This window comes from Streptomyces sp. NBC_00080 (assembly GCF_045041255.1).
Classification (GTDB): domain Bacteria; phylum Actinomycetota; class Actinomycetes; order Streptomycetales; family Streptomycetaceae; genus Streptomyces; species Streptomyces coriariae.
In genome coordinates this window covers 3,858,910-3,884,729 of the sequence record NZ_CP108235.1, presented here as the reverse complement: position 1 = coordinate 3,884,729, position 25,820 = coordinate 3,858,910, and the positions used below count along the sequence as shown (strand labels likewise).

The following is a 25,820-nucleotide window of genomic DNA, read 5'->3' as shown; positions in this document are numbered from 1 at the left end:
TTTCCCCTTTCGGCCTGGATGGCCTCGTCCTCGAACGCCGGACGCGCTGAGAGTCCCCCCGCCGAAAGGGTGATGCTGCCGCGCGGCAGTCCTGGGGGACGTACGCGGCGCGCTTGTCTGATCGGATGTTCAGCACACGAACCGTGGCTCTCGTTCTCGCTGCCGTCGCGCTTCTTCCCCTGGGTACGCCTGCTCGCGCCGCTCCTCCTCCGTCACCTCCGTCCTGGGAGGTCGACACGCCCGACCAGGTGCTCGCGCCGAGGGTGTACACGCCCACCGCGGCCGAGGACGCCGTCGAGCCGCGGGACGCGGTGGAGGGGACGTACGCGCTCGTCGAGTACGTGCCGCTGGACGAGGTGATGACCCGGGTGGCGTGCAGCAAGCGGGCCGGGCCGTACCAGCGGGCGGTCGAGCGGTGGCTGAAGCTGACCGTGGACGGTAAGCAGTCCGCCGCCGACTGCCAGGCGATCCGGGCGTTCCAGCGGCAGCAGGGGATCCAGCCCGCGATCGGGTTCGCCGGGCCCGTCACCTGGGCGCGGATGCAGCTCGTCGCCGCGAGGAAGAACCCCAACGCCAAGAAGAAGTGTCCGGTGCGGACCCACCGGGTCGCCTGCGTCGATCTCGACCGGCAACTGACCTGGGTGCAGAAAGGGACGAAGGTCGTCTTCGGACCCGTGTCGATGCGCAGCGGGCGGGCCGTGCACCCGACCCGCAAGGGATGGCACACCGTCTACTGGCGGCACAAGAACCACGTCTCCACGCTCTACAACGCCCCCATGCCGTATGCGCAGTTCTTCGACGGCGGCCAGGCCTTCCACGCCGTCTACGACAGCATCCACACCACCATCGGCTCCATGGGCTGCGTCAATCTCACCGTCGGTGACGCGCGCAGACTGTGGGGTGTGCTGAAGAAGGGCGACCGGGTCTACGTGTGGGGGCACCGGCCCGGTACCTAGGGGGCTGTCCGGGCCCTCTGAGACACTGGGCGCGATGAGTGAGACTGCCAAGCCGCCCGCCACCCCGTCGCGCGCCCGTGCCGAGATCGACCTGGCCACGCTGCGGGCCAACGTGCGTACGTTGCGCGCCAAGGCGCCGGGCGCGGAGTTCATGGCCGTGGTGAAGGCCGACGGGTACGGGCACGGGGCCGCCCCCTGTGCCCGCGCCGCGGTCGCGGCCGGCGCCGGCTGGGTGGGCACCGCCACGCCCGAGGAGGCGCTGGCGCTGCGCGCGGACGGCGGGCTGCCGGCGGACGTCAGGATCATGTGCTGGCTGTGGACGCCGGGCGGCCCCTGGCGGGAGGCGGTCGAGGCCGGACTCGATGTGTCGGTGAGCGGGCTCTGGGCCCTGCGGGAGGTCGTCGAGGGGGCACGGGCCGCCGGGCGGGCCGCCCGCGTGCAGCTCAAGGCCGACACCGGGCTCGGGCGCAACGGCTGCCAGCCCGCCGACTGGCCCGAGCTGGTGGGCGAGGCGCTGCGGGCCGAGGGCGAGGGGCTGCTCCGGGTCACCGGCCTGTGGTCGCACTTCGCCTGCGCCGACGAGCCCGGACATCCCTCCATCGCGCCCCAGCTCGACCGCTTCCACGAGATGGTGGCGTACGCCGAACGGCAGGGCGTGCGGCCCGAGGTGCGGCACATCGCCAACTCCCCGGCCACGCTCACGCTTCCGGAGACCCACTTCGACCTGGTCCGCCCGGGCATCGCGATGTACGGCCTGTCGCCCAGCCCCGAGCTGGGCTCCGCCACCGACTTCGGGCTGCGCCCGGTGATGACCCTCGCGGCCTCGCTGGCCCTGGTGAAGCACGTCCCCGGCGGCCACGGCGTGAGCTACGGCCACCACTACGTCACCCCGGGCGAGACCACCCTGGGCCTGGTCCCCCTCGGCTATGCGGACGGTGTTCCCCGGCACGCCTCCGGGAGCGGTCCGGTGCTGGTCGCCGGCAAGTGGCGGACGGCGGCCGGCCGGATCGCCATGGACCAGTTCGTCGTCGACCTCGGCGGCGACGAGCCGGGCCCCGGCGCGGAGGCGGTCCTCTTCGGACCCGGCGACCGCGGTGAACCCACGGCACAGGACTGGGCCCAGGCGGCCGGCACCATCGGGTACGAGATCGTCACACGCATCGGATCGCGCGTACCCCGCGTCTATGTGAACGAGTGACCAGGACGGGTAACCCGCAGTCAGTACAGGGGCATCGGCCAAAGAGGAGCGGTACGTGAGCGAGAGCAGCGCGGAGGCGGTGGCGAGCGCCGCCTCGGCGGTCGTTGCCGCCTCCGCCACGGGGGCGGGCGGGGGGTGGCGCCGGGCGACCGGCATCGCCGGCGCCGCGATAGGCGTGATCGCCGCCGGCGCCGCGGCGGGTGTCGCCCTGGAGCGGATGACAGTCGGCCGCGGCATGCGGGCCAAGGCCCGGCTCGCGCTCGACTCGACGGGGCCGTACGGCGGCCTGCGCGGCACTCCCGCCAAGGCGTACGCCGAGGATGGCACCGAGATGTACTACGAGGTCGACGACGTCGAGCCGCAGGGCGGGCCGGCGAACCGGCGGCGCAGGCTCTTCGGGCGCAAGGCCCCGCTCCCCGTCACCGTGGTCTTCAGCCACGGCTACTGCCTCAACCAGGACTCCTGGCACTTCCAGCGGGCGGCCCTGCGGGGCGTCGTACGGACCGTGCACTGGGACCAGCGCAGTCACGGCCGGTCCGGGCGCGGTACCGCCCAGATACGGGACGGCGAGCCGGTCACCATCGATCAGCTGGGGCGCGATCTGAGGGCCGTGATCGACGCGGCCGTGCCGGAGGGGCCGATCGTGCTCGTCGGGCACTCCATGGGCGGGATGACGGTGATGGCCCTGGCCGCGCTGTACCCCGAGCTGATCCGCGAGCGGGTCGTCGCCACCGCCTTCGTCGGTACGTCGTCGGGGCGGCTCGGCGAGGTCAACTTCGGACTGCCGGTCGCGGGCGTGAACGCGGTGCGGCGGGTGCTGCCGGGGGTGCTGAAGGCGCTGGGGCAGCAGGCGGCCCTGGTGGAGAAGGGGCGGCGGGCCACCGCCGATCTCTTCGCCGGGATCATCAAGCGGTACTCGTTCGCGTCGCGGGACGTCGATCCGGCGGTGGCGCGGTTCGCCGAGCGGATGATCGAGGGCACGCCGATCGACGTGGTCGCCGAGTTCTATCCGGCGTTCACGGATCACGACAAGACCGAGGCGCTGGCCTGTTTCACCGACATGCCGGTGCTGGTGCTCGCCGGGATCGGGGACCTGGTCACGCCGAGCGAGCACAGCGAGGCGATCGCCGACGCCTTGCCGGGCGCGGAACTGGTCCTGGTACCGGACGCCGGGCACCTCGTCATGCTGGAGCACCCGGAAGTGGTCACCGACCGCCTCGCCGACCTGCTCGCCCGCACGGGGGCGATACCGAACACGGCTACCGTGAACGGCTGTGACTCCGCCCCCTCCTGACGGAGGTGGCTTCCAGCCTTCGGCTGCGGCCCAGCCCGAACCGACCCCTTGCGGGGTGTGATCAGTGTACTACTGCGAGTGAGTGATGATGGAAGAGAACGCAGCATCGCCCCGGTCTGTCCAGCTGCGCGTCAACTCCCCCGAGCAGATGGGGGAGCTGGGCCGTCGTCTCGCCAAGCTCCTGCGCGCGGGTGATCTCGTGATGCTCAGCGGGGAACTCGGCGCGGGCAAGACGACGCTCACCCGCGGGCTGGGTGCGGGGCTCGGGATCCGGGGTGCGGTCACCTCCCCGACGTTCGTGATCGCCCGCGTGCACCCTTCCCTCGGGGAAGGTCCGCCGCTCGTCCACGTCGACGCGTACCGCCTGGGCGGCGGGCTCGACGAGATGGAGGACCTCGACCTCGACGTGTCGCTGCCCGCGTCGGTGATCGTCGTGGAGTGGGGCGAGGGCAAGGTCGAGGAACTGACCGACGACCGGCTCCAGGTCCTCATCCACCGTGCCGTCGGCGACACCACGGACGAGGTGCGGCACGTGACGGTGACGGGGCTCGGCGAGCGCTGGGCCTCGGCGGACCTCGGCGTGCTGTCGGCCTGATCGACGGGCGGTCGCCGTGATCGGCGGGCGGTCGGCCGGACGGGGGTCCGCGGCGCCGGTCGCCGGCGGGGCTCACGCCGCCCTGGGACGCTCCACCGGCTGCTCGGTGAGTGCCGGGTCGGGCAGCCGCGGCGGCGTCGAGACGGCTTCCGCGGCCGCGCACGAGGCCAGCAGATCACGCATGGACACACCGGCGAGCGTGAACGGCCGCGACGGCAGGCCCTTGGGCTCGGTGACCGACATGGACGCCTCCTGAGGTTCGGGGGCGGGCGTAGTTAGGTAGACCTAACTACGAAGTTGATACCATGTGACCACGCACCGGACACCCGACGCAACATTTTGCCGACGTCTCGTCGGAAACGTTCACGGGATACTCGGGCGCCGCACCCCGGGCCCGAGCCGCGCCTACGGGATCACGACGACGGACTGTCCGATCGTCGCGAAGTCCCACATCGCGTCGCCGTCCGCGACGGTCTGCCGGATGCCGCCCGTCCTCACCGTCGGGTCGGGCTCGGGCAGCGAGCCGTCCAACGCCGCGCTGAAGCCGATCGTCACGTCGTTCACGGTGGCGAAGCGCACGACGTGCTCGATGGGGGTGCCGTCGGTGCCGGTGACGGCGCCCGCCCGGGAGGTGACGGCGTAGTTGCCCAGGGGCGGGTCCACACTGCCGGGGGCGACCTTGAACGTCCGCCTGACCCCGCCGTCCGACCGGACCAGCCACACCCGGTCGTCGTCCAGCGAGTACACGACCCGCGCCCCGAGGCCGGAGTCGGCCGGCAGCGCGGCCGGGTGGGCCTTGTCCCGGGGCGCCTTCGCGGCACCGCCGCTGCGCTGCGGCCGGGACAGGTCGGCGGGTGCGCTCGCCGACGCCTGGAAGGTGAGGAACGCGACCGTCGCCAGGGCCGCCGCGGTGAGCCCGGCGACGAAAGTCGAGCTGTTGCTTGGCATCGACGACCACCCAGTCTGTCCCGTACGTCACGTTTCGCGGTGACGTTAGCAGTCATCACGCCTTCGACCGGCGCGGCCATGTCCGGGGCACGGGAGCCGTAGGCTGTTTGCGTGCTCTTGCTCGCTCTGGATACCGCCACCCCCGCCGTCACCGTCGCGCTGCACGACGGCACGGACGTCATCGCCTCCTCGAGTCAGGTGGACGCGCGCCGGCACGGCGAGCTGCTGCTGCCGGCCGTCGACCGGCTGCTCGCCGGGGCCGGGCGCAGTCTCGACGCCGTCACCGGAATCGTCGTCGGTGTCGGCCCCGGCCCGTACACCGGGCTGAGAGTCGGTCTGATGACCGCCGACACCTTCGGGCTCGCGCTCGGCGTCCCGGTGCACGGTCTGTGCACCCTCGACGGCCTCGCCTACGCGGCCGACCTCGAAGGACCCTTCGTCGTGGCGACCGATGCCCGCCGCAAGGAGGTCTACTGGGCGCGTTACGACAACTCCCGGACCCGGGTGTCGGGCCCCGCGGTGGACCGGCCCGCCGACATCGCCGACGAGGTGGCCGGGCTGCCGTCCGTCGGCGCGGGCGCGCTGCTGTACCCGGACACCTTCCCCGAAGCGCACGAGCCCGAGCACGTCTCCGCCGCCGCCCTCGCCTCGCTCGCCGCCGAGCGGCTCGTCCGGGGCGAGGAGCTGCCGGCCCCGCGCCCGCTGTACCTGCGCCGGCCGGACGCCCAGGTGCCGAAGAACTACAAGGTGGTCACCCCCAAGTGACCGAAGCCGCCAACCCGACCGGCCGGCCCGTACTGCGGGAGATGCGCTGGTGGGACATCGAACCCGTGCTGGAACTGGAGAAGGACCTCTTCCCCGAGGACGCCTGGTCGCGGGGCATGTTCTGGTCCGACCTGGCCCATGCGCGGGGCCCCGAGGCGACCCGGCGCTATCTCGTCGCGGTCGAGACCACGGCCGAAGGCGAGCGGATCGTCGGTTACGCGGGCCTGGCCGTGGCCGGCACGGGGTCCGACAACGGCTTCGCCGCGGTCGCCGACGTGCAGACCATCGCCGTCGCCCGCGGCCACTGGAGCACCGGGCTCGGCGGCCGCCTGCTGACGGAGCTGCTGCGCGCGGCGACCGCCTTCGAGTGCGCCGAGGTCATGCTGGAGTGCCGGATCGACAACGTCCGCGCCCAGAAGCTCTACGAACGCTTCGGCTTCGAGGCCATCGGCTTCCGGCGCGGCTACTACCAGCCGGGGAACGTGGACGCCCTGGTGATGCGGCTGACCGATCCATCGACATCAGTACCGACCCCGGTACAAGGGACACAGGAAACCGAGAACAATGGCTGACGAACCCCTGGTTCTGGGGATCGAGACCTCCTGCGACGAGACCGGCGTGGGCGTCGTGCGCGGCACGACCCTGCTGGCGGACGCGATCGCCTCCAGCGTCGACGAGCACGCCCGTTTCGGCGGGGTCGTGCCGGAGGTGGCGTCCCGGGCTCACCTGGAGGCGATGGTCCCGACCATCGAGCGGGCCCTGAAGGAAGCGGGGGTGAGCCCGAAGGACCTCGACGGCATCGCGGTCACGGCCGGTCCCGGTCTCGCCGGTGCCCTGCTGGTCGGCGTCTCGGCGGCGAAGGCGTACGCCTACGCCCTCGGCAAGCCCCTCTACGGGGTGAACCACCTCGCCTCCCACATCTGTGTGGACCAGCTGGAGCACGGCGCGCTGCCCGAGCCGACGATGGCGCTGCTGGTGTCCGGCGGCCACTCGTCCCTGCTGCTGTCCACCGACATCACCTCCGACGTCCGTCCGATGGGCGCGACCATCGACGACGCGGCGGGCGAGGCCTTCGACAAGATCGCACGGGTGCTGAACCTGGGCTTCCCGGGCGGCCCGGTCATCGACCGCTACGCCCGCGAGGGCGACCCCTCGGCGATCGCCTTCCCGCGCGGCCTGACCGGCCCGCGCGACCCGGTGTACGACTTCTCCTTCTCCGGACTGAAGACGTCGGTCGCCCGCTGGATCGAGGCGAAGCGGGCGGCGGGCGAGGAGGTCCCGGTCCGTGACGTGGCGGCCTCCTTCCAGGAGGCGGTCGTGGACGTCCTGACCCGCAAGGCCGTACGGGCCTGCAAGGACGAGGGCGTCGACCACCTGATGATCGGCGGCGGCGTGGCCGCGAACACCCGGCTGCGGGCCGTGGCCCAGGAGCGCTGCGAGGCCGTCGGTATCCGGCTGCGCGTCCCGCGCCCCAAGCTGTGCACGGACAACGGCGCGATGGTGGCGGCCCTGGGCGCGGAGATGGTGGCCCGGGGACGCGCCGCGTCCGACTGGGACCTGTCGGCGGACTCCTCGCTGCCGGTGACCGACCCCCATGTGCCGGGCCGCCCGCACGACCACGACCACGTCCACGCCCACGAGACCGGCAAGGACAACCTCTATTCATGACGGTCGCGCTGATGTGGGAGGCCCGGGCGGTCACCGGCCGGGGCGAGGACCTGCTGGCCTGGGCGCGGGCGCAGGATCTCGCGCCCGCGCCCAGGCGCCGGGAGACCTTCCGCGCCCCGCAGGACCGGGTGCTGGTCATCACCTGGTGGGACGCCGACTACGACGCCGTCCTCCCCGAACTTCCCGATCCCGACGCGGCGTTGGTGAGCCGGGCCGCGCACCGGTGGCGGTTCGAGCCGGTGTCGGACCCGACGTGAGCGGCCGGGTCCCGTCCGCGAGGAGCGGGTGCGCAGGCCCCACCCCGGACGAACCGACCGACGAACCGACCGACGAACCGTCCTGGTACGGCGTCCGGTGCGTCTTCCGGCACGGCCCCCTGGGCGTCTACGAGGAGCGCATCACCCTGTGGACGGCCCGGTCGGCGGACGAGGCGGTCGAGCGGGCGGAGGCCGAGGCCGCCGAGTACTGCGAGGACCTCGACGGCGTCGAGTACGCGCGGCTCGCCCAGGCCTTCACCCTGTTCGGGACACCCGGTGACGGCGCCGAGGTGTTCTCCCTGATGCGCGCGAGCACACTGCCGCCGGGGGAGTACGTGGACCGGTACTTCGCGACGGGCGACGAACGAACGGCGTGAGGCGGCTACGGCTGCGGTTGCGGCGCCGACAGCGCCCAGGCCGATGTCGCCAGGGTTCCCGCGCAGAGGGCGAAGGCCACCGTCCGGACCGGGCTCCCGTCGGTCGGGACGAAACCACCGGTCCCTGTCGGCGCGGTGCCGTGACGGCCGCGTCGAGCACCGTCCTCGGTGACGGGCCTTGTGGACACGTCAATCTCGCAGGACGTCCGCCTCGCACCGCAGTCGCCGCTCCGCCCCCACCTCGCGCACCGGCCCGGTGAGCCGCACCCGCGCCACCTCCCGCGCCTCCCCGCTGGACGTCCCCAACCGCAGCTCCAGATCCCCGGGTTCGACCACCCGGCGTCCCGCGCGGTCGGTGAAAGCCGACAGGTCGGCGTGGAAACGGAAGGTCACCCGGGCCGACCCGCCCGCCGCCAGTTCCAGCCGCTGATAGCCGATCAGCCGTACGTCGGGACGGGTGACGCTCGCCACCGGGTCGTGCAGGTACAGCTGCACGACCTCCGCGCCCGCCCGCTCGCCGGTGTTGCGGACCGTGACGGACAGGTCGTACGAGCCGTCCGTGCCGATCTCCGCGTCCGGGCCCGAGAAGTCCTCCCACGCGAACCGCGTGTACGAGCGCCCGTGTCCGAACGGGTACAGCGGGGTCGGGTCCAGGTTGCTGACCTCGCCGGCCAGGCCCAGCGGCGGCTGGAGGTAGGTCCAGGGCTGACCGCCCGGCACGCGCGGCACGCTCACCGGGAGGCGGCCCGAGGGGTTCACCCGGCCCGAGAGCACGCCCGCCACCGCCGGACCGCCCTCCTCGCCCGGGAAGAACGCCTGGACGACCGCCCCCAGCCGTCCGTGCCAGCGGCCGAGCGCGTACGGGCGGCCGGTGAGCAGGACCAGGACGACCGGCACGCCCGTCGCGACCAGCGCGTCCAGCAGTTCGCCCTGGACGCCGGGCAGGGTGAGGTCGGCCACGTCGCAGCCCTCGCCCGAGGTGCCCCGGCCGAACAGGCCCGCGCGGTCGCCCAGGACGGCCACGCAGACGTCCGCCTCCGCGGCGCGGGCGATGGCCTCGGTGAAGCCGGACGGGTCCGGGTCCGAGACCCCGCACCCTTCCGTGAACGTGACCTTCGCGTCGGGGAGTTCGCCCCGCAGGGACTCCAGCACGGTGGGGATGTCGATGCCCAGGTCCACCTCGGGGTGGTGGGTGAGGACATGGGACGGGAAGGAGTAGCAGCCCAGCATGGCCAGCGCGTCGGCGGCCCGCGGGCCGACCACGGCGACGCGGGTGTCGGGGGCGAGCGGGAGCAGCCCGTCGGGGTTGTCCAGCAGGACCACCGACTCCTCGGCCAGCCGTCGGGCCAGGGCGCGGTTCGTCGCCCGGTCGAGGTCGACCGACTCGGGGATCGGCGGCTGCCAGCCCTCGTCCAGCAGGCCCAGTTCGCACTTCTGGAGCAGGACGCGGTGGGCGGCCCGGTCGACCAGCTCCTCGGGGAGCTCGCCGGCGCGCACGGCCGCGACCAGTGTCTCGCCGTAGTACTTCACGGTGGGCAGTTCGACATCGATGCCGGCCGCGAGGGCGAGGTGGGCCGCCTGCGCGGGAGTGCCGGCGACCCGGTGCAGGGTCTGGAGGAAGCCGATGCCGAAGTAGTCGGCGACGACCGTGCCGGTGAAGCCCCACTCCTCCCGCAGGAGGCGGGTCAGTAGCTCGGGGTCGGCGGAGGCCGGGACGCCGTCGCGTTCCGTGTAGGCCGCCATCACCGAGCGGGCGCCGCCCTCGCGCAGGGCCATCTCGAAGGGTGGCAGGGTCACATCGGCGAACTCCCGGGTGCCCGCCCGCACCGGGGCCAGGTTGCGGGCGCCCGCCGAGGAGGCGTACCCGGCGAAATGCTTGAGGGTGGCGACGACCCCGGCGGACTCGAGCCCGCGGACATAGGCCGTGCCGACCGTGCCGACCAGGTACGGGTCCTCGCCGATCGTCTCCTCGACCCGTCCCCAGCGCGGGTCGCGGACGACGTCCAGGACGGGGGCGAGGCCCTGGTGGACGCCGACCGCGCGCAGGTCGCGGCCGATCGCCCGGCCCATCTCCTCCACCAGCGGCGGGTCGAAGGCGGCGCCCCAGGCCAGCGGGACCGGGTAGGCGGTGGCCCGCCAGGCGGTGAAGCCGGCCAGGCACTCCTCGTGGGCGACGGCCGGGATGCCGAAGCGGCCGGCGGCGGCGATCCGTCGTTGCGCGAGGGCCAGCGCGCGGGCGCCGAGCGCGGGGTCCACGGGCGCGGTGCCGAAGGACCGGGTCAGCTGGCCGAGCCCCCGGGTGATCAGCTCGTTCCAGTCGTAGTCGGCGGTCATGTCGTGCTGATGCGGGGCGACTCCGTCGCCGTCCGTCGCGGCGCCGACCCACACGCCGTACAGCTGGGCGGTCTTCTCCTCCAGGGTCATCCGGGAGAGGAGGTCGTCGACACGGGCGGCGGCGGGCAGGGCGGGGTCACGCCAGGGGGCGGTGGTCATGAAACTCCTGTCAGAGGTCGGTGAGCCACCAGGTGGACAGTCGGTGCGGAGAGCAACTGGTACGAATGTTTCGAGCTGTACTTCGAATGTTCCGGGAACCTATGGCGTCGCAATAGGTTCGTCAAGAGGTCGCGTGGCGATACGATCGCCGCCATGACACCCTCGGAGCCCATGGAAACGCGGACAGAAGCGCGGCCGACGCAGACCGCGACGCTCGCGGAGATCGCCCGCGAGGCCGGCGTATCGGCACCGACTGTTTCGAAGGTCCTCAACGGCCGCGCCGATGTCGCCCCGACGACCCGTACCCGCGTCGAGGAACTGCTGCGCGCCCACGGCTACCGCCGCCGCCGCGCCGAGGCGACCCGCTCCCCCTTGATCGACCTGGTCTTCCACGAGCTGGAGAGCGCCTGGGCGATGGAGGTCATCCGGGGCGTGGAGAACGTGGCGCGCGACGCCGGGCTGAGTGTCGTGCTGAGCGAGAGCGCCGGACGGCTCACGCCCGGCCGGACCTGGGCCGACCAGGTGGCGGCCCGCCGCCCGCACGGGGTCGTGCTGGTCCTGTCCGGGCTCGACGAGTCCCAGCGGGCGCTGCTGACCAGCCGGTCCATCCCGTTCGTGGTGATGGACCCGGCCGGCGACCCGGGCGCCGACGTGCCGTCCATCGGGGCCACCAACTGGCAGGGCGGCCTCGCCGCGACCCGGCACCTGGTCGAGCTGGGCCACCGGCGGATCGGGGCGATCAGCGGGCCGCCGCAGATGATGTGCAGCCGCGCCCGGATCGACGGCTACCGGGCCGCGCTGGAGACGGCCGGGCTGCCGGTCGACCAGCAGCTGATCAAGACCGGCGACTTCCACCACGAGACCGGCTACCGGCTCGGCCGTGAGCTCCTCGACCGCCCCGACCGGCCCACCGCCGTCTTCGCCGGCAACGACCTCCAGGCGCTCGGCTGCTACGAGGCCGCCCGTGAGCTGGGGCTGCGCATCCCGGAGGACGTGAGCGTGGTCGGCTTCGACGACCTGCCGGTGGCCCGCTGGGTGGGTCCGCCGCTGACGACCGTACGGCAGCCGCTCACGGAGATGGCCGAGGCGGCGGCCCGGCTGGTGCTGGAGCTGGGGCGCTCGGCGTCCCGGGAGGCGCCGACGGCGACGCGGGTGGAGCTGGCGACGAGCCTGGTGGTGCGTTCGAGCACCGGGGCGCCGCCCGCCCGACAGGGCGTGGGGACGCGAGTGGCCGGAAGTTGACGTATTGACGGGTGTGACGGACGCCCCCACACTCCTCCGAAGTCAATCGGATGCACGACCGAAACTTTCGGAGGCACCCGCAATGAGATCCTCCAGTTCGTCGATACGTGCACGTCTCGCCGCCCTGCTCGCCGGGGCGGCCACCGTCGGCGCCCTCCTGGGCGGAGTGGCGCACGCCGCCGACACCCCGCTGCGCGAGCTCGGGGCGGCCAAGGGCAAGGTCGTCGGCACGGCGGTCACCGGCTCCAAGCTCACCGGGACCTACGGTGACATCGCCGGGGCGCAGTTCGGCTCGCTGACCCCCGGCAACGCCATGAAGTGGGGCTCGGTGGAGCCGACCCAGGGCTCCTTCAACTGGGCGGAGGCCGACCAGATCGTGGCCTTCGCACAGGCCCACGACCAGCAGGTGCGCGGCCACACCCTGGTCTGGCACAGCCAGAACCCCAGCTGGCTCACCAACGGCACCTGGACGTCCGCCCAGTTGAGCACCCTGCTGCAGAACCACATCAACACCGAGGTCGGCCGCTACCAGGGGAAGATCGCCGCCTGGGACGTCGTCAACGAGCCCTTCAACGAGGACGGCACCTACCGCTCGACCCTCTGGTACAACGGCCTCGGTGCGGACTACATCGCCAACGCGCTGACCTGGGCGCGGGCCGCCGACCCCGCCGCCAAGCTGTACGTCAACGACTACAACGTCGAGGGTGTCAACGCGAAGAGCACCGCCCTCTACAACCTGGTCAAGTCGCTGAAGGAGCGGGGAGTCCCGATCGACGGGGTCGGCCTCCAGGCCCACCTCATCCTCGGTCAGGTCCCGTCCACCTTCCAGCAGAACATCCAGCGCTTCGCCGACCTCGGCGTCGACGTGGCCATCACCGAGCTGGACATCCGGATGACGCTTCCGTCCGACAGCGCCAAACTGGCCCAGCAGAAAGCCGACTACAAGGCGGTCACCGCGGCCTGTGTGGCGGTGGCGCGCTGCGTGAACCTCACGGTGTGGGGCTTCACCGACTCCGACTCCTGGGTGGAGAGCACCTTCCCGGGGCAGGGGGCGGCGACGCCGTACGACGCGAACTACGTGCCGAAACCGGCGTACTACGGCATCGCGGAGGCGCTGGGCGGCACGTCGACACCTCCGCCGACCGGCGCCTGCACGGCGGCGTACGGCGTGGGCAGTCAGTGGAACACCGGGTTCACCGGGAACGTGACGATCTCCTGCTCGGGCGCTGCGCTGTCCTCCTGGAAGGTGACCTGGACGTACGGAGCGGGCCAGCAGATCACCCAGGCCTGGAACGCCGGCTGCACCCAGTCGGGGGCGGCCGTGACCTGTGTGAACGCCTCGTACAACGGGTCGGTTCCGGACGGGGGTTCGGTGAGCTTCGGGTTCAACGCGAGCTGGAGCGGCAGCAATCCGGTTCCGACGGTGACGCTGGGCTGAGGATCGTGAGATTTTCACAAGAAGTTCGCCGTGAGGCGGCTGTCCTAACAGTTCGCTCATAATTCGGACTTACGTTCCTGTGCGTGACGCGACACGAGGAGCAGGACGACGCGGGCAGACAGTCGGGCCGGCGGTCGGGAGTGCTGAAGGCCGCCGGTCTCACCCTGGCCGCCGCCCTGGTGGTGGGCATCGGGACGGCGGGCTGGGCCTACTGGCACCTCAACGACAACATCAAGAGCGTCGACATCGACAACGCGCTCGGCGACAACCGCCCCGCGATGGCGGTCACGGCCCCCTCCCCGTCCGGCTCGGCGTCCGCCTCCCCACTGCCCACCGAGGCCGTGAACATCCTGGTGCTGGGCTCGGACTCGCGCAGCGGCGAGGAGAACCAGGCGCTCGGCGGCGGCGACAGCTCGGGCGCCCGTTCCGACACCGCGATGGTCGTGCACATCGACGCGGGCCGCACGACCGCCACCGTCGTCAGCATCCCGCGCGACACCCTCGTCACCCGCCCCTCCTGCCCGCTGTCCGACGGCGGTTCGACGGCGGTGGCGTACGGCGTGATGTTCAACACCGCCTACTCGGTCGGCGGTCCCGTCTGCGCCGTCAAGACGGTCGAGTCGATCACCGACGTCCGTATGGACCACTACATCGAGGTCGACTTCTCGGGCTTCGCGAAGCTCGTGGACGCGCTCGGCGGGGTCACCGTCACCACCGACGAGGACATCGACGACGACGACAGCCATCTGCACCTCGCGGCCGGCACCCACCATCTGGACGGCACCCGGGCGCTCGCCCTGGCCCGCACCCGGCACGGCATAGGCGACGGCAGCGACCTCGGCCGCATCGGCCTTCAGCAGACGCTGGTGAAGGCCCTGCTGGAGCAGATCGCCTCGACCGACCTGCTGACCAGCCCCACCGAGCTGTACACGGTCGCCGACGCGGTCACCGGCAGCCTCACGACGGACACCGGCCTCGACTCCCTCGCCGCGCTGATGGAGCTCGGCCAGAGCCTGAAGGGCCTCTCGGCCGCCCACCTCAGGACGGTGACCATGCCCGTGGTGGCGGCCCCCTCCGACCCCAACCGGGTGGTGGCACGGGAACCGGCGGCGAGCGAGCTGTGGGCGTCGCTGAGGTGACCGGCCCGGCTGTGTGCGGAAGGGGGTGTGAGCTGCGGAAACGCCGGCCGGAAAAGTTTCCGCGAAAAAAGCCCGGCGAGGGTGTCGATCCGGTCGTCCCCCGTTCGACGAAGGGGTGAGAGGCCGGGAGGGACCCGGCTCACCGCATCCGAGGAGTCACCATGCCCCGCTACCTGTCGCTCGTGAAGATCGACGAGGCCACCGCGCCCGCCGAGGGCCCCAGCCCCGAGCTGATGCAGCGGATGGGCGAGCTGATCGAGGAGGTCACCAAGGCCGGCGTCATGCTCGACACCGCCGGGCTCACCCCGTCCGCGCAGGGTGTCCGCGCGCACTGGGAGGGCGGGAAGATCTCCCTCACCGACGGACCCTTCACCGAGTCCAAGGAGGTCGTCGGCGGCTACGCGCTCATGCAGTGCAAGGACATGGCCGAGGCCATGGAGTGGACGAAGCGGTTCCTGAAGGTGCACGAGGAGCACTGGACGGTGACCTGTGAGGTACGGGAGATCGCGGAAGGCTGAGCCTTCCTTGCCCTTCCAGCCCTCCTTGTCTTTCTTGGCCTGAACGACCGCCGGGGTGTTCGATGGTGGGCTGTGGAACAACAGCCCGCCTCGGACCCCGGCACCGCCCCTGATCGGCGTGCCGCCTCGGACCCGCGTGCCGCCTCGCACTCCCGCGGCGCCCCTGATCCGCGGGCCGCGCGACCGCCGGACCCCCGTGCCGCCATCGAGACCGTCTTCCGCCTCGAGTCCCCCCGCGTCATCGCCGCCGTCGCCCGTGTCGTGCGGGACGTCGGCATCGCGGAGGAGTTGGCGCAGGACGCCCTGGTCGCCGCCCTGGAGCAGTGGCCGCGCGACGGGGTGCCGGACAACCCCGGCGCCTGGCTCACGGCCACCGCCCGGCACCGCGCCGTCGACCTGGTCCGGCGCCGGGAGAACTACGCCCGCAAGCTCCAGGAGATCGGCCGCGGTCTGGACCCGGCGGCCCCGCCGGAGGAGCCCGCGGACCCGGACGCCATCGACGACGACCTGCTCCGGCTCGTCTTCACCGCCTGCCACCCGGTGCTCTCCGCCGAGGCCCGCACCGCCCTCACCCTGCGCCTGCTCGGCGGCCTGAGCACTCCCGAGATCGCCCGCGCCTTCCTGGTCCCCGAACCGACCGTCGCCCAGCGCATCGTCCGCGCCAAGAAGACCCTGGCCACCAGGAACATCGCCTTCGAGGTGCCGTACGGACCCGACCGCGAGGCCCGGCTCGGTTCGGTCCTCGACGTCATCTACCTCATCTTCAACGAGGGGTACGCGGCCACCGCGGGCGACGACTGGCTGCGCCCGGCCCTGTGCGAGGACGCGCTGCGGCTGGCCCGGCAGCTCGCGGCCCTGATGCCGAAGGAGCCCGAGGTCCACGGCCTGGTCTCGCTGCTGGAGTTCCAGGCGTCCCGAACGGCCGCCCGCACCGCCCCCGACGGCAGGCCCGTCCTCCTCGGGGACCAGGACCGGCGCCGCTGGAACCGCATGCTCGTCGCCCGTGGCATCGCCGCCCTCGACCGGGCCGGCGCCGTGGCCACCGGCGCCCCCGGCCCGTACGCCCTCCAGGCGGCCGTGGCCGCCTGTCACGCGCACGCCCACACCTACGAGGACACCGACTGGACGGCCATCGCCACCCTGTACGGGCTGCTGGCCGCCCGGACCCCGTCCCCGGTCGTCGAACTCAACCGCGCGGTCGCCGTGTCGATGGCGGACGGCCCGGGACCCGCGCTGGAGATCGTCGACCGTCTCGTCGCCGAACCGACCCTGCGCGACTACCACCTCCTCCCCAGCGTCCGCGGCGACCTGCTGCTGCGGCTGGGCCGGACGGCGGAGGCGAGGGCCGAGTTCGAACGGGCCGCGGAGCTGACGGGCAACGAACGGGAACGGGAGCTGCTGCGGGCGCGGGCCGACGAGTGCCGACCGAATTGAGGGCACCTCGCAGTCCGCACACCCAAAGCCCTGGCAATTTCGAACGTTTGTCGGCCGCAAATCCGTTCCCTTTGTGACGGGGGCGACCTAGAGTGATCCAGCCGCTGTGAAACGACTGTGCGGCCGAGGGGAAACGGCGACGGGGGACGACGCCGACCCGACCCGGCCCACGCGCGGTACCGACGACATCATGTGATCCCCGGGGGTCTACAACTTGAGAATGTTCACGCGCCGCCGTGCCGCGGCGCTCGCCACCGTGGCGGCGCTCGCCGCCGCGGGCACCCTGGCCGCCGTACCCGGCGCCGTCGCCGACGACGCCGGACCCTGGCCGGGCACCGAGGGCAAGATCCTCAACGACGGCGGGTTGCTCGTCGACCCCGCCACCGGCCAGACCAGCACCATCCCCAACGTGGGCAGTTACGCCACCTGGGCACCGGACGGAAGCCGCGTGCTCAGCGTGTCCGGCCAGATCTCCAGCGTGCTGCCCAACGGCACCAAGAAGATCACCCTGCCGTGGGCGCAGGGCCTGCGTTCCAGTGCCCCGTACGAGGACCTGACCTTCTGGAACGGCGGCCGTTTCGTCGTCTTCGCCAGCGGCGGCCAGCTCGCCTACGGCCCGTCCGACGCCTCCTGGGCGCCCGGCCCGCTGCTGCCGGCGAACCTGGAACCGGCCACCGTCTGCGACTCCGAACCGAGCGTGAACGTCAACGGCCTGGTCGCGTTCGAGCGCCGCGCGGGCAGCTGCAACGCCGCCGCCGGTGTGTACTTCTACGACGCGGGCACGAAGACGGTCAAGCTCGCCCTGGCCGACGCCGAGCAGCCCGCCTGGTCGCCGGACGGCACCAAGCTGGCGTTCGTCCGCAAGGACACCGACGGCAACCCGCAGATCTTCACGGCGAACGCCGACGGCACCGACGTCAAGCAGCTCACCACCGGCCCGCGCCGGTACGCCGCCCCGTCCTGGTCGCCCACCGGCAAGCGGATCCTCTTCGACGCCCACACCTCGCCGAACAGCGACGACGTGCACACCGTCGAATACGTCGACACGACGTCCGGCGAGCTGACCGCGGTCACCGGCGCGACGCAGAGCAACCACGTCGGGAACCCCAGCTGGCAGCCCCTGCGCAAGAACAGCACCGGACGGGTCTGGGGTGCCAACGCCTACCTCACCGCGACCGCCTCGTCCCGCTGGACCTGGAACACCATCGGCCACAGTGAGCCCGGCCTGATGAACGCCAAGTCCGCCGTGCTGGTCAACCAGGACGACCCGGCGTACGCCGTCACCGCGCCCGCCCTGGCCGGCCGGAAGGAGGGCCCGGTGCTGATGACGCAGAAGACCGGTCTCTCGTCGACGACGAAGAACGAGCTGAAGCGGATCCTGGCGCCGGGCAAGCCCGTCTACCTGACCGGCAGCGCGTCCGTCCTGGACAACACGGTCTTCAGCCAGGTGAAGGCGCTCGGTTACGTCCCCGTGCGGCTGACCGGAGCGGACCGCTACGCGACCTCGGTGATGGTGAGCAAGACCATCAGCTCCGCCCCCAAGTACGTCTTCCTGGCCGGCGGTACCGAGTACCGGGCGGCTCTCTCGGCGGCGGCCGCGGCCGGCTCCGACGGCTCCGCCAGCGCGGCCGGGATCGTCCTCACCAACGGCAACAAGCTGACCGCGTCGGTGCAGTCGTACCTGAACAGCCTCAACCCGGACAAGACCATGATCATCCCGGTCGGTTCGGCGGCGAGCTACGCGCTGACGCACACCAGCTTCTCGCGGTGGCCGTCGACGTACTCCTACTACCCGATCTCGGGCACCACGGACGGGTCCATCTCGGTCGCCATCGCGATGTTCTGGTGGACCGCGCCGAACATGACCGGCCTCGCCTACTCCGGCGCCTGGCGCGACGGTGTGTCGGCCGCCGCGGCGATGAACGTCTTCGGCCCCCTGCTGTGGAGCAGCAGCGCCACCACCCTGTCGCCCGAGGTGAACAACTACCTCGTGCGCGAGACCGCCAGCGTCAACTCCATGGTGGGCTTCGGCGGCACCGGCTCACTCGCCCAGGCCGAGCTGGACACCGCGGGCACCTCGATGAGTGCGGGCAGCGCCTACTTCACGTACCGCCCGTACTACAACGGCCTCGTCCCTGCGACCACGTCGGCCCGGGCGCTCGCCGCGCCCACCGACGGAGACGCCTCCGTCACCACCGGGCAGCGCCCCGACCAGGTCGGCGCCGAGCCGAACCTGGCACCGCTCAAGACGCTCCACCGGCAGTAACGGCCGACCCGGCGGGGGCCCCGACGAGCATCGTCGGCGCCCCCGCCACCCGTGTCAGGAACACGGTCGCCGAGTGCGGCCCCTGACCCTTGGGGAGCACCTTCCTGCGCAGTTCCTCCGGCTCGACCGCCGACCCCCGCTTCTTCACGGTCAGGATCCCGACCTCCCGCTCCCGCAGCAGCGCCTTCAACTTCTTCACGTTGAAGGGAAGCCGGTCGGTGATCTCGTAGGCGGTGGCGTACGGGGTCGGACGCAGGGCGTCGGCGGTGACGTAGGCGATGGTCTCGTCGATCAGCCCGCCGTCGAGCTCCCGGGCCACGTCGGCGACCAGATGGGCCCGGATGACGGCGCCGTCGGGCTCGTACAGATACCGCCCGACCGGCCGGACGTCCGGGTCGGGCAGCCCGGCGCCGAGCAGGGTCCGCGGCCCCGGGAGCAGGGTGGCCCGCACGGCCCCCGGCTCGGTGCCGAACCACAGCACCGCCTCCTTCACGTCCCCGCCGTCCGAGATCCACTCGGCCTCGGCCTCGGCCGGGATCGCCTCGTGCGGCACACCGGGCGCGATCTTGAGGGCGGCGCGCGGGGCGGCGAGGGCGGCGCCGACCGCCCACGACAGGGGAGGCGAGTACGCCTCGGGATCGAAGATGCGCCCGCGGCCGCCCCGGCGCGCCGGATCGACGAACACGGCGTCGTAGCCACCGGTGTCCACCTCGGTGACGTCCGCCTCCCGCACCTCGATCAGCGCGCTCAGCCCCAGCGCGTCGGCGTTCGCGCGCGCCACCTCCGCCGTGACCGGGTCCCGGTCCACGGCCAGCACCCGGATCCCGGCCCGGGCCAGCGCGATCGCGTCGCCGCCGATCCCGCAGCACAGGTCGGCGACCGACGTCACGCCCTGCGCCTTCATCCGCCCGGCCCGGTATCCGGCGACACTCGCCCGCGTCGACTGCTCCACGCCGTTCGGCGTGAAGAACATCCGCTCCGCGTCCTCGGCCCCGAACTTGGCCGCCGCCCGCTGTCGTAGCCGGGCCTGGCCGAGCGCCGCGGACACCAGGCCGGCCGGGTGCTCGCGGCGCAGCCGGGTGGCGACGGCGAGCTCGTCGGCGGGAGCGGTGCCACGCACCAGGTCGAGGAGGGCACGGCCCTCGGCGGTGAGGAGGGGAGCGAGGTCGTTCACCACCTCATTGTCGACCAGCGGCCCGCGGCACCGGTCACCGCCCGCCGCTGCCGGTCCCTTTGGGCCAGTCGGTGGACGGTGTGTCTTCGGCGGCGGTGTCGGACGGGGTTGCGGGGCGGTGACTGCGAGGATCCGGCGCCATGGGATCTGTCGTACAAAATGATGACAAGCACGGCTGTTCTCGGGTATCGCGGCGGCGCGGGCCGGCCCGCCGGCACGCGGGCGTCCGGAGCCTGATGGCCGTCCTCGCGCTGGCCACCATCGCCTCGGGCTGCGCGGGAGGCGGCGAGGGCGCCGGCCGCGCGGCCCGCCCCGCGCCGGGCCAGCAGCCCCGGAAGGCGGGGCCGCCCCCCGCGGCGCCACCCGCCCGCGCCCTGCACTCGTACGCCTCCAGGCTCCGCGCCGCACACCAGGCCCGGGTCGCCGCGGCGAAGCGCTGGGGTCTGAAGAAGGTCCCGTTGACACCCCCGGCGCCGCCCGCGGACAAGCCGGAGATCACCACCCGCAAGGGCTTCGAGGTCGACGATCACGCGGAACTCGGCCTCCCGCCCGTCTTCACCACGATCCCGACGAGGGACCGGGTCGTCTTCCTCACCATCGACGACGGCGCAGAGAAGGACCCGGCGTTCCTGCGCATGATGAGCGACCTGAAGATCCCGTACACCGCCTTCCTCAGCGACTACCTGGTCAAGGACGACTACGGCTATTTCAAGAAGATGCAGGACCGGGGCGTGGGACTGAACAACCACACCCTGCGCCACCCCTACCTGCCCGCCCTTTCCTACACCCGCCAGAAGCGCGAGATCTGCGGCATGCAGAACGTGATCGAGAAGCGCTACGGCAGGCGCCCCACCCTCTTCCGGCCACCGTTCGGCAACTACGACCAGGACACCCTGCGCGCCGCGAAGACCTGCGGCGTGCGCTACGCCCCGCTCTGGGCCGAGGAGGTCTTCGTCGACCACTGGGAGTACCGCGAGTGGGACCAGGACCTCCACCCCGGCGACATCGTCCTGAGCCACTTCCGCGGCCGCGGCGAATGGAAGGGCACGATGCCCGACATGGTCCGCCGGTTCCTGAACAAGGTCACGGCGAAGGGGTACGCGGTGGCCCGGCTGGAGGACTACCTGTGAGGACGCGGGGGCTGCCGGTGGTACTGCTGATCCTGACGACCCTCACGACACTGGCGGCCCTGGCGGGCTGCGCCCAGTCCGTCGACCCGATCGAACGGCTCGGCAAGAAGGCCGCCGCCCGGGTCCGCCCGCACGACGCGGCCGCGCAGGACGCCTACCGCCACTGGGGTCTGACGGCCCCGCTGGCCCCCGCGCCGCGCCACCCCGCCCGCTCCCTGGCGGGCAGCCCGGGAGCGGCCCTCCCGCCGGTCGTCGACCACGTCCCGACCACCGACAACGTCGTCTTCCTCACCTACGACGACGGCGCCGAGCGCGACCGCCGTTTCGTCGACATGGTCCGCGAGTTGCGTCTGCCGGTGAGCATGTTCCTCACGGACAGCGTGGTGGGCCCGGGCTACGCCCACTTCGCCCGCCTGCGGTCCGTCGGCGCGAACATCCAGAACCACACCCTGGACCACCCGGCCCTGCGCGGCCTGCCCTACGCCGGCCAGCGCGCCGAGATCTGCGGCCAGCAGGACAAGCTCCGCGCCCGCTTCGGCCTGCGCCCCCGCCTCTTCCGTCCGCCCTACGGCACCTACGACACCACCACCCGACGCGCCGCCGCCGACTGCGGCATCGCGGCCATCGTCCTGTGGCGCGCCTCGATGGGCCCCACCGACCTCACCTACACACACGGCCCGCACCGCCTCCACCCCGGCGACATCATCGCCGTGGCCCCGGACGAGTCGACGGGCCCGGGCCTACGGGAACGCACGACGCGCCTGCTGCGACGGGTACAGGAGCAGGGCCTGACGGTGGCCAGGCTGGAGGACTACCTGTAGGACGCGTGCATCTCAGCCCGTCCGGCGATCGAGGACGAGGCCTCTTCAGGGCCGAATCGGGGGCCCCGGGGGCGGCAGCCCGGTACGGGACTCACGCGGGCGCGCAACGGCAAATGGGCCACTCACCCAGGCTGAAATCCCGCCGACGCGCCGCAGGCATTGGCACTCCGCTTGACCGAGTGCTAATCACGGTCATAGTCTCAGGTCTGGCACTCCCCCCTGGAGAGTGCCAACACGCGACGGGCAGGTCCGGCACCCGCGACGACGGATCCACCTGGTCGCCACCTCAGACAGTTAGCCCCGTGAGATCTCCGAAGGGGGAGGTCGGATCGTGACGACCACCAGCTCCAAGGTTGCCATCAAGCCGCTCGAGGACCGCATTGTGGTCCAGCCGCTCGACGCCGAGCAGACCACCGCCTCTGGCCTGGTCATCCCGGACACCGCGAAGGAGAAGCCCCAGGAGGGCGCTGTCCTCGCGGTGGGCCCGGGTCGCTTCGAGAACGGCGAGCGCCTGCCGCTCGACGTCAAGGTCGGCGACGTAGTCCTGTACAGCAAGTACGGCGGCACCGAGGTGAAGTACAACGGCGAGGAGTACCTCGTCCTCTCGGCTCGCGACGTGCTCGCGATCATCGAGAAGTAATTCACCCAGTTTTGCAGTGAACTGCGCTCCTGGCCCCGCGACTTTGTGAAGCCGGGTGCTGGGGGCGCAGTTCGTTTCTCCCACGTTTTCCGAGAGGGCTGAACCGCTCCCATGGCGAAGATCCTGAAGTTCGACGAGGACGCCCGTCGCGCCCTCGAGCGCGGCGTCAACAAGCTTGCCGACACGGTCAAGGTGACGATCGGCCCCAAGGGCCGCAACGTCGTCATCGACAAGAAGTTCGGCGCCCCCACCATCACCAACGACGGTGTCACGATCGCCCGCGAGGTCGAGCTCGACGACCCGTACGAGAACCTCGGTGCCCAGCTGGTGAAGGAGGTGGCGACCAAGACCAACGACATCGCGGGTGACGGTACGACCACCGCCACCGTGCTCGCCCAGGCGCTGGTGCGCGAGGGTCTGAAGAACGTCGCCGCGGGTGCCTCCCCGGCCGCCCTGAAGAAGGGCATCGACGCCGCCGTCAAGGCCATCTCCGACGATCTGCTGGCCACCGCCCGCCCGATCGACGAGAAGTCCGACATCGCCGCCGTCGCCGCGCTGTCCGCCCAGGACCAGCAGGTCGGCGAGCTCATCGCCGAGGCGATGGACAAGGTCGGCAAGGACGGTGTCATCACCGTCGAGGAGTCCAACACCTTCGGTCTGGAGCTGGACTTCACCGAGGGCATGGCCTTCGACAAGGGCTACCTGTCCCCGTACTTCGTGACGGACCAGGAGCGCATGGAGGCCGTCCTCGAGGACCCCTACATCCTCATCAACCAGGGCAAGATCTCCTCCATCGCCGACCTGCTGCCGCTGCTGGAGAAGGTCATCCAGACCAACTCCTCCCGCCCGCTGCTGATCATCGCCGAGGACCTCGAGGGCGAGGCCCTGTCGACCCTGGTCGTGAACAAGATCCGCGGCACCTTCAACGCGGTCGCCGTGAAGGCCCCCGGCTTCGGTGACCGTCGCAAGGCGATGCTGCAGGACCTCGCGGTCCTCACCGGCGCCACCGTCATCTCCGAAGAGGTCGGCCTCAAGCTCGACCAGGTCGGCGTCGACGTGCTCGGCTCCGCCCGCCGCGTCACCGTCACCAAGGACGACACCACGGTCGTCGACGGTGCCGGCGACTCCGCCGAGGTCCAGGGCCGCGTCGGCCAGATCAAGGCCGAGATCGAGAACACCGACTCCGACTGGGACCGCGAGAAGCTCCAGGAGCGCCTCGCGAAGCTGGCCGGCGGCGTGTGCGTGATCAAGGTCGGCGCCGCCACCGAGGTGGAGCTGAAGGAGAAGAAGCACCGCCTCGAGGACGCCATCTCCGCGACCCGCGCCGCGGTCGAGGAGGGCATCGTCTCCGGCGGTGGCTCCGCGCTCGTCCACGCCGCCAAGGTGCTCGAGGGCGGCCTCGGCAAGACCGGCGACGAGGCGACCGGCGTCGCCGTCGTCCGCCGCGCCGTCGTCGAGCCGCTGCGCTGGATCGCCGAGAACGCGGGCCTCGAGGGCTACGTCATCACCTCCAAGGTCGCCGAGCTCGACAAGGGCCAGGGCTTCAACGCCGCGACCGGCGAGTACGGCGACCTGGTCAAGGCCGGCGTCATCGACCCGGTCAAGGTCACCCGCTCCGCCCTGGAGAACGCCGCCTCCATCGCCTCCCTCCTCCTGACGACCGAGACCCTGGTCGTCGAGAAGAAGGAAGAGGAAGAGCCGGCCGCCGCGGGCCACTCCCACGGTCACTCCCACTGACGCAGCGCGTCGGTACACCGGCCCGGGTCGACAGACACTGACCCAGGTCGCAGGCACGGCAGAGGCCCGGCACCCCACGAACAAGGGGTGCCGGGCCTCTGCGTCGCCTACCGCTCCAGCGCGTCCAGCGCGCCCAGCTGCTCCATCAGCCCCAGCCGGTCGTACTGCCACCAGGCCTCGACGATCTTCCCGTCCTCCCGGCACCGGAAGACGGTCGTGCCGGTCATCCCGACCTGCTTCCCGGTCGCCGGGATCCCCATGAAGTCACCCTTGTGGGTGCCGCTCCAGGTCCACCGGTTGCACACGCGGTCACCCTGCTCGATCTGGTCGTCGAGGGAGAAGGCGAAGTCGAACCCGCCCCGCCACATCTCGACCTCCCGGCGCATCGCGTCCATCCCCATGGTGTCCTGCTCGTTGGCGGGATCGTGGTCGTGGTAGTCCTCGGCCAGCAGGCCGTCGAGCGGCGGCAGTGCGCCGCGGGTGCCGATCGCCTCGAAGAACCGCCGCGCCGTCCCGGCGTACAACTGCTCGTCCCGTACGACATCGAGATCCGTGAAGGTCGGCATCTCGTCGCACAGGGCCACCAGCTCCCGGAAGACCTTGTCGGTCTCCGGAAGGTTCGAGTTCCGCATCGCCTCCTCGTACGAGGGGAACTCCACGATCTCGATGAAGTGCGAGGCGTCCGAGCGGTCCTTGCCGACCACGGCGTGCGACGCGGTCCGCTTGCCCCTGGTCTGTTCGACCCAGGTGTCCATCAGCCGGTCCATCTCGTCGAACCGGCTGGTCTTGCAGTCGATGAGCTGTACGAACGTCATGACGCCGCCTCCGGCCCCCCTGGGTCCGGTCCCTGTCACGCCCATTTTCCCACCGGAGCGCCGACGCCACCCGCCCACCGCCGGGCCCGCTACCGGGGCCCGTACTTCCGGCCCGTCCTCGAACTGATCCCGCCCAGCAGCGAGCGGGGCGTCACCTTCACCAGGCCCATCAGCGCCTTGTAGCGCGGGTCGGGGATCGACAGCGACTTCCCGCGCGCCAGGTCGTGCAGCGCCGCCGCGACAAGCTTGTCCGCGTCCAGCCACATCCAGCCCGGGATGTTGTCCGTGCCCATCCCGGCCCGCTCGTGGAACTCCGTGCGCACGAACCCCGGGCACAGCGCCATCAGCCGCACCCCGCTGCCTGCCAGGTCCTTCGCCGCGCCCTGGGTGAACTGCACGACCCAGGCCTTGGACGCCCCGTACGTCCCGCGCGGTACGAAGGCAGCCACCGAGGCCACGTTGACGACACCACCGCGCCCGCGCTCGCGCATCGCCGCCGTCGCCGCGGACGTCAGCCGCAGCACCGCCTCGCAGTGCACCTTGAGCATCTTCAGCTCGTCGGCCATGGACACGTCGAGGTAGCGGCCCTTGTTCCCGAAGCCGGCGTTGTTGATCAGCAGGTCGACGGGGTTCTTGCGGTCACCGAGCCGGGCGGCCACCGCCTCGATGCCCTCGTCCGTGGCGAGGTCGGCCGTCAGCACCTCCGCCTCGATGCCGTGCCGGTCGTGCAACTCGGTCGCCTGCTCGCGCAGCCGCTTGATGTCCCGTGCCACGAGGACGAGATCATGCCCGTCCGCCGCCAGTCTGCGCGCGAACGCGGCACCGATGCCCGCGGTCGAACCCGTAATCAGAGCCGTTGTCATGGCAGAAGATTAGTGACCCGGAGTACCGGCGGCCGTTCTCTGCACGCGGCCT

Annotated in this window: 25 protein-coding genes; 19 read left to right on the top strand and 6 right to left on the bottom strand. The window is 71.9% G+C overall.

Translation table 11 applies throughout. The annotated features are described in order from the left end of the window. Positions 1-263 precede the first annotated feature (263 nt). The 4 genes from OHU34_RS17055 (at position 264) to tsaE (ending at position 4,043) form a co-directional block, all read left to right on the top strand. On the top strand, positions 264-956 hold the full coding sequence (locus OHU34_RS17055) for a L,D-transpeptidase family protein (RefSeq protein WP_142265755.1): 693 nt from the start codon (positions 264-266) through the stop codon (positions 954-956). A gap of 34 nt (positions 957-990) precedes the next feature. Then, the gene (alr, locus tag OHU34_RS17050; protein WP_405767053.1) at positions 991-2,154 is read left to right on the top strand and encodes an alanine racemase; all 1,164 of its coding nucleotides are present in this window, start codon (positions 991-993) and stop codon (positions 2,152-2,154) included. A gap of 55 nt (positions 2,155-2,209) precedes the next feature. Further along, positions 2,210-3,448 (top strand): alpha/beta fold hydrolase, encoded by a 1,239-nt coding sequence (locus OHU34_RS17045; RefSeq protein WP_142265757.1) that lies wholly within the window; start codon positions 2,210-2,212, stop codon positions 3,446-3,448. A gap of 88 nt (positions 3,449-3,536) precedes the next feature. Then, positions 3,537-4,043, top strand: coding sequence for a tRNA (adenosine(37)-N6)-threonylcarbamoyltransferase complex ATPase subunit type 1 TsaE (tsaE, locus tag OHU34_RS17040; protein WP_142265758.1), 507 nt, complete (start codon positions 3,537-3,539; stop codon positions 4,041-4,043). A 72-nt stretch (positions 4,044-4,115) separates the two neighbouring features. Here tsaE and OHU34_RS17035 read toward each other — a convergent pair whose 3' ends face one another. Together OHU34_RS17035 and OHU34_RS17030 are read right to left on the bottom strand one after the other, a co-directional pair. Continuing rightward, on the bottom strand, positions 4,116-4,286 hold the full coding sequence (locus tag OHU34_RS17035; RefSeq protein WP_200839775.1) for a hypothetical protein: 171 nt from the start codon (positions 4,284-4,286) through the stop codon (positions 4,116-4,118). 162 nt (positions 4,287-4,448) lie between these two features. Next, entirely contained in the window at positions 4,449-4,991 is a 543-nt protein-coding gene (locus tag OHU34_RS17030) for a L,D-transpeptidase (protein WP_142265759.1), read from the bottom strand. A gap of 111 nt (positions 4,992-5,102) precedes the next feature. Between OHU34_RS17030 and tsaB the strand changes: the two genes are divergently transcribed. From tsaB to OHU34_RS17005, 5 genes are read left to right on the top strand one after another with little or no spacing between them, the layout of a single operon-like run. Then, positions 5,103-5,756, top strand: a complete 654-nt coding sequence (tsaB, locus tag OHU34_RS17025; RefSeq protein WP_020132173.1) for a tRNA (adenosine(37)-N6)-threonylcarbamoyltransferase complex dimerization subunit type 1 TsaB — start codon at positions 5,103-5,105, stop codon at positions 5,754-5,756. Between the two features lie 41 nt (positions 5,757-5,797). Next, positions 5,798-6,328, top strand: a complete 531-nt coding sequence (locus OHU34_RS17020) for a GNAT family N-acetyltransferase (protein WP_142268005.1) — start codon at positions 5,798-5,800, stop codon at positions 6,326-6,328. Beyond that, the gene (tsaD, locus tag OHU34_RS17015; RefSeq protein WP_405767050.1) at positions 6,321-7,424 is read left to right on the top strand and encodes a tRNA (adenosine(37)-N6)-threonylcarbamoyltransferase complex transferase subunit TsaD; all 1,104 of its coding nucleotides are present in this window, start codon (positions 6,321-6,323) and stop codon (positions 7,422-7,424) included. The genes OHU34_RS17020 and tsaD overlap by 8 nt, the downstream gene beginning before the upstream one ends. Further along, a complete protein-coding gene (locus tag OHU34_RS17010; protein WP_142265761.1) occupies positions 7,421-7,681 on the top strand; it encodes a hypothetical protein in 261 nt (86 codons plus the stop codon). Before tsaD ends, OHU34_RS17010 begins: the two co-directional genes overlap by 4 nt. Next, positions 7,678-8,058: a hypothetical protein gene (locus OHU34_RS17005; protein WP_405767047.1), complete on the top strand. Its 381-nt coding sequence runs from the start codon at positions 7,678-7,680 to the stop codon at positions 8,056-8,058. Before OHU34_RS17010 ends, OHU34_RS17005 begins: the two co-directional genes overlap by 4 nt. Positions 8,059-8,247: 189 nt before the next feature. Here the strand turns inward: OHU34_RS17005 and OHU34_RS17000 are convergent, their stop codons facing one another. Beyond that, entirely contained in the window at positions 8,248-10,551 is a 2,304-nt protein-coding gene (locus tag OHU34_RS17000; protein ID WP_405767045.1) for a glycoside hydrolase family 3 N-terminal domain-containing protein, read from the bottom strand. A 153-nt stretch (positions 10,552-10,704) separates the two neighbouring features. Between OHU34_RS17000 and OHU34_RS16995 the strand changes: the two genes are divergently transcribed. The 6 genes from OHU34_RS16995 (at position 10,705) to OHU34_RS16970 (ending at position 18,588) form a co-directional block, all read left to right on the top strand. Then, positions 10,705-11,793, top strand: a complete 1,089-nt coding sequence (locus OHU34_RS16995; RefSeq protein ID WP_142265764.1) for a LacI family DNA-binding transcriptional regulator — start codon at positions 10,705-10,707, stop codon at positions 11,791-11,793. An 82-nt stretch (positions 11,794-11,875) separates the two neighbouring features. Beyond that, on the top strand, positions 11,876-13,231 hold the full coding sequence (locus tag OHU34_RS16990; RefSeq protein ID WP_230194892.1) for an endo-1,4-beta-xylanase: 1,356 nt from the start codon (positions 11,876-11,878) through the stop codon (positions 13,229-13,231). An 83-nt stretch (positions 13,232-13,314) separates the two neighbouring features. Beyond that, on the top strand, positions 13,315-14,370 hold the full coding sequence (locus OHU34_RS16985; protein ID WP_405767042.1) for an LCP family protein: 1,056 nt from the start codon (positions 13,315-13,317) through the stop codon (positions 14,368-14,370). A gap of 161 nt (positions 14,371-14,531) precedes the next feature. After that, positions 14,532-14,888: a YciI family protein gene (locus OHU34_RS16980; protein WP_405767039.1), complete on the top strand. Its 357-nt coding sequence runs from the start codon at positions 14,532-14,534 to the stop codon at positions 14,886-14,888. A gap of 72 nt (positions 14,889-14,960) precedes the next feature. Then, the gene (locus OHU34_RS16975; protein ID WP_405767037.1) at positions 14,961-16,322 is read left to right on the top strand and encodes an RNA polymerase sigma factor; all 1,362 of its coding nucleotides are present in this window, start codon (positions 14,961-14,963) and stop codon (positions 16,320-16,322) included. 220 nt (positions 16,323-16,542) lie between these two features. Continuing rightward, positions 16,543-18,588, top strand: a complete 2,046-nt coding sequence (locus OHU34_RS16970; protein ID WP_230194891.1) for a cell wall-binding repeat-containing protein — start codon at positions 16,543-16,545, stop codon at positions 18,586-18,588. On the opposite strand, the gene OHU34_RS16965 is transcribed toward OHU34_RS16970, so the two are convergent. Then, on the bottom strand, positions 18,566-19,762 hold the full coding sequence (locus tag OHU34_RS16965; RefSeq protein WP_142265767.1) for a THUMP-like domain-containing protein: 1,197 nt from the start codon (positions 19,760-19,762) through the stop codon (positions 18,566-18,568). The two genes, OHU34_RS16970 and OHU34_RS16965, sit on opposite strands and share 23 nt — an antisense overlap. 236 nt (positions 19,763-19,998) lie before the next feature. Between OHU34_RS16965 and OHU34_RS16960 the strand changes: the two genes are divergently transcribed. The 4 genes from OHU34_RS16960 to groL all read left to right on the top strand — a co-directional run bounded on the left by OHU34_RS16960 (position 19,999) and on the right by groL (position 24,090). Further along, a complete protein-coding gene (locus tag OHU34_RS16960) occupies positions 19,999-20,892 on the top strand; it encodes a polysaccharide deacetylase family protein (protein WP_142265768.1) in 894 nt (297 codons plus the stop codon). Then, positions 20,889-21,713, top strand: coding sequence for a polysaccharide deacetylase family protein (locus OHU34_RS16955; protein ID WP_405767034.1), 825 nt, complete (start codon positions 20,889-20,891; stop codon positions 21,711-21,713). Before OHU34_RS16960 ends, OHU34_RS16955 begins: the two co-directional genes overlap by 4 nt. Before the next feature lie 331 nt (positions 21,714-22,044). Beyond that, a complete protein-coding gene (gene groES / locus OHU34_RS16950; RefSeq protein ID WP_020132158.1) occupies positions 22,045-22,353 on the top strand; it encodes a co-chaperone GroES in 309 nt (102 codons plus the stop codon). Between the two features lie 111 nt (positions 22,354-22,464). Continuing rightward, positions 22,465-24,090 carry a chaperonin GroEL gene (gene groL / locus OHU34_RS16945; protein WP_020132157.1) on the top strand — a complete coding sequence of 542 codons (1,626 nt, stop codon included), beginning with the start codon at positions 22,465-22,467 and terminating at the stop codon, positions 24,088-24,090. A gap of 107 nt (positions 24,091-24,197) precedes the next feature. On the opposite strand, the gene OHU34_RS16940 is transcribed toward groL, so the two are convergent. Beyond that, positions 24,198-24,905 carry an ester cyclase gene (locus OHU34_RS16940; RefSeq protein ID WP_362517789.1) on the bottom strand — a complete coding sequence of 236 codons (708 nt, stop codon included), beginning with the start codon at positions 24,903-24,905 and terminating at the stop codon, positions 24,198-24,200. An 89-nt stretch (positions 24,906-24,994) separates the two neighbouring features. Then, a complete protein-coding gene (locus OHU34_RS16935; RefSeq protein ID WP_142265770.1) occupies positions 24,995-25,768 on the bottom strand; it encodes an SDR family oxidoreductase in 774 nt (257 codons plus the stop codon). Positions 25,769-25,820 lie beyond the last annotated feature (52 nt).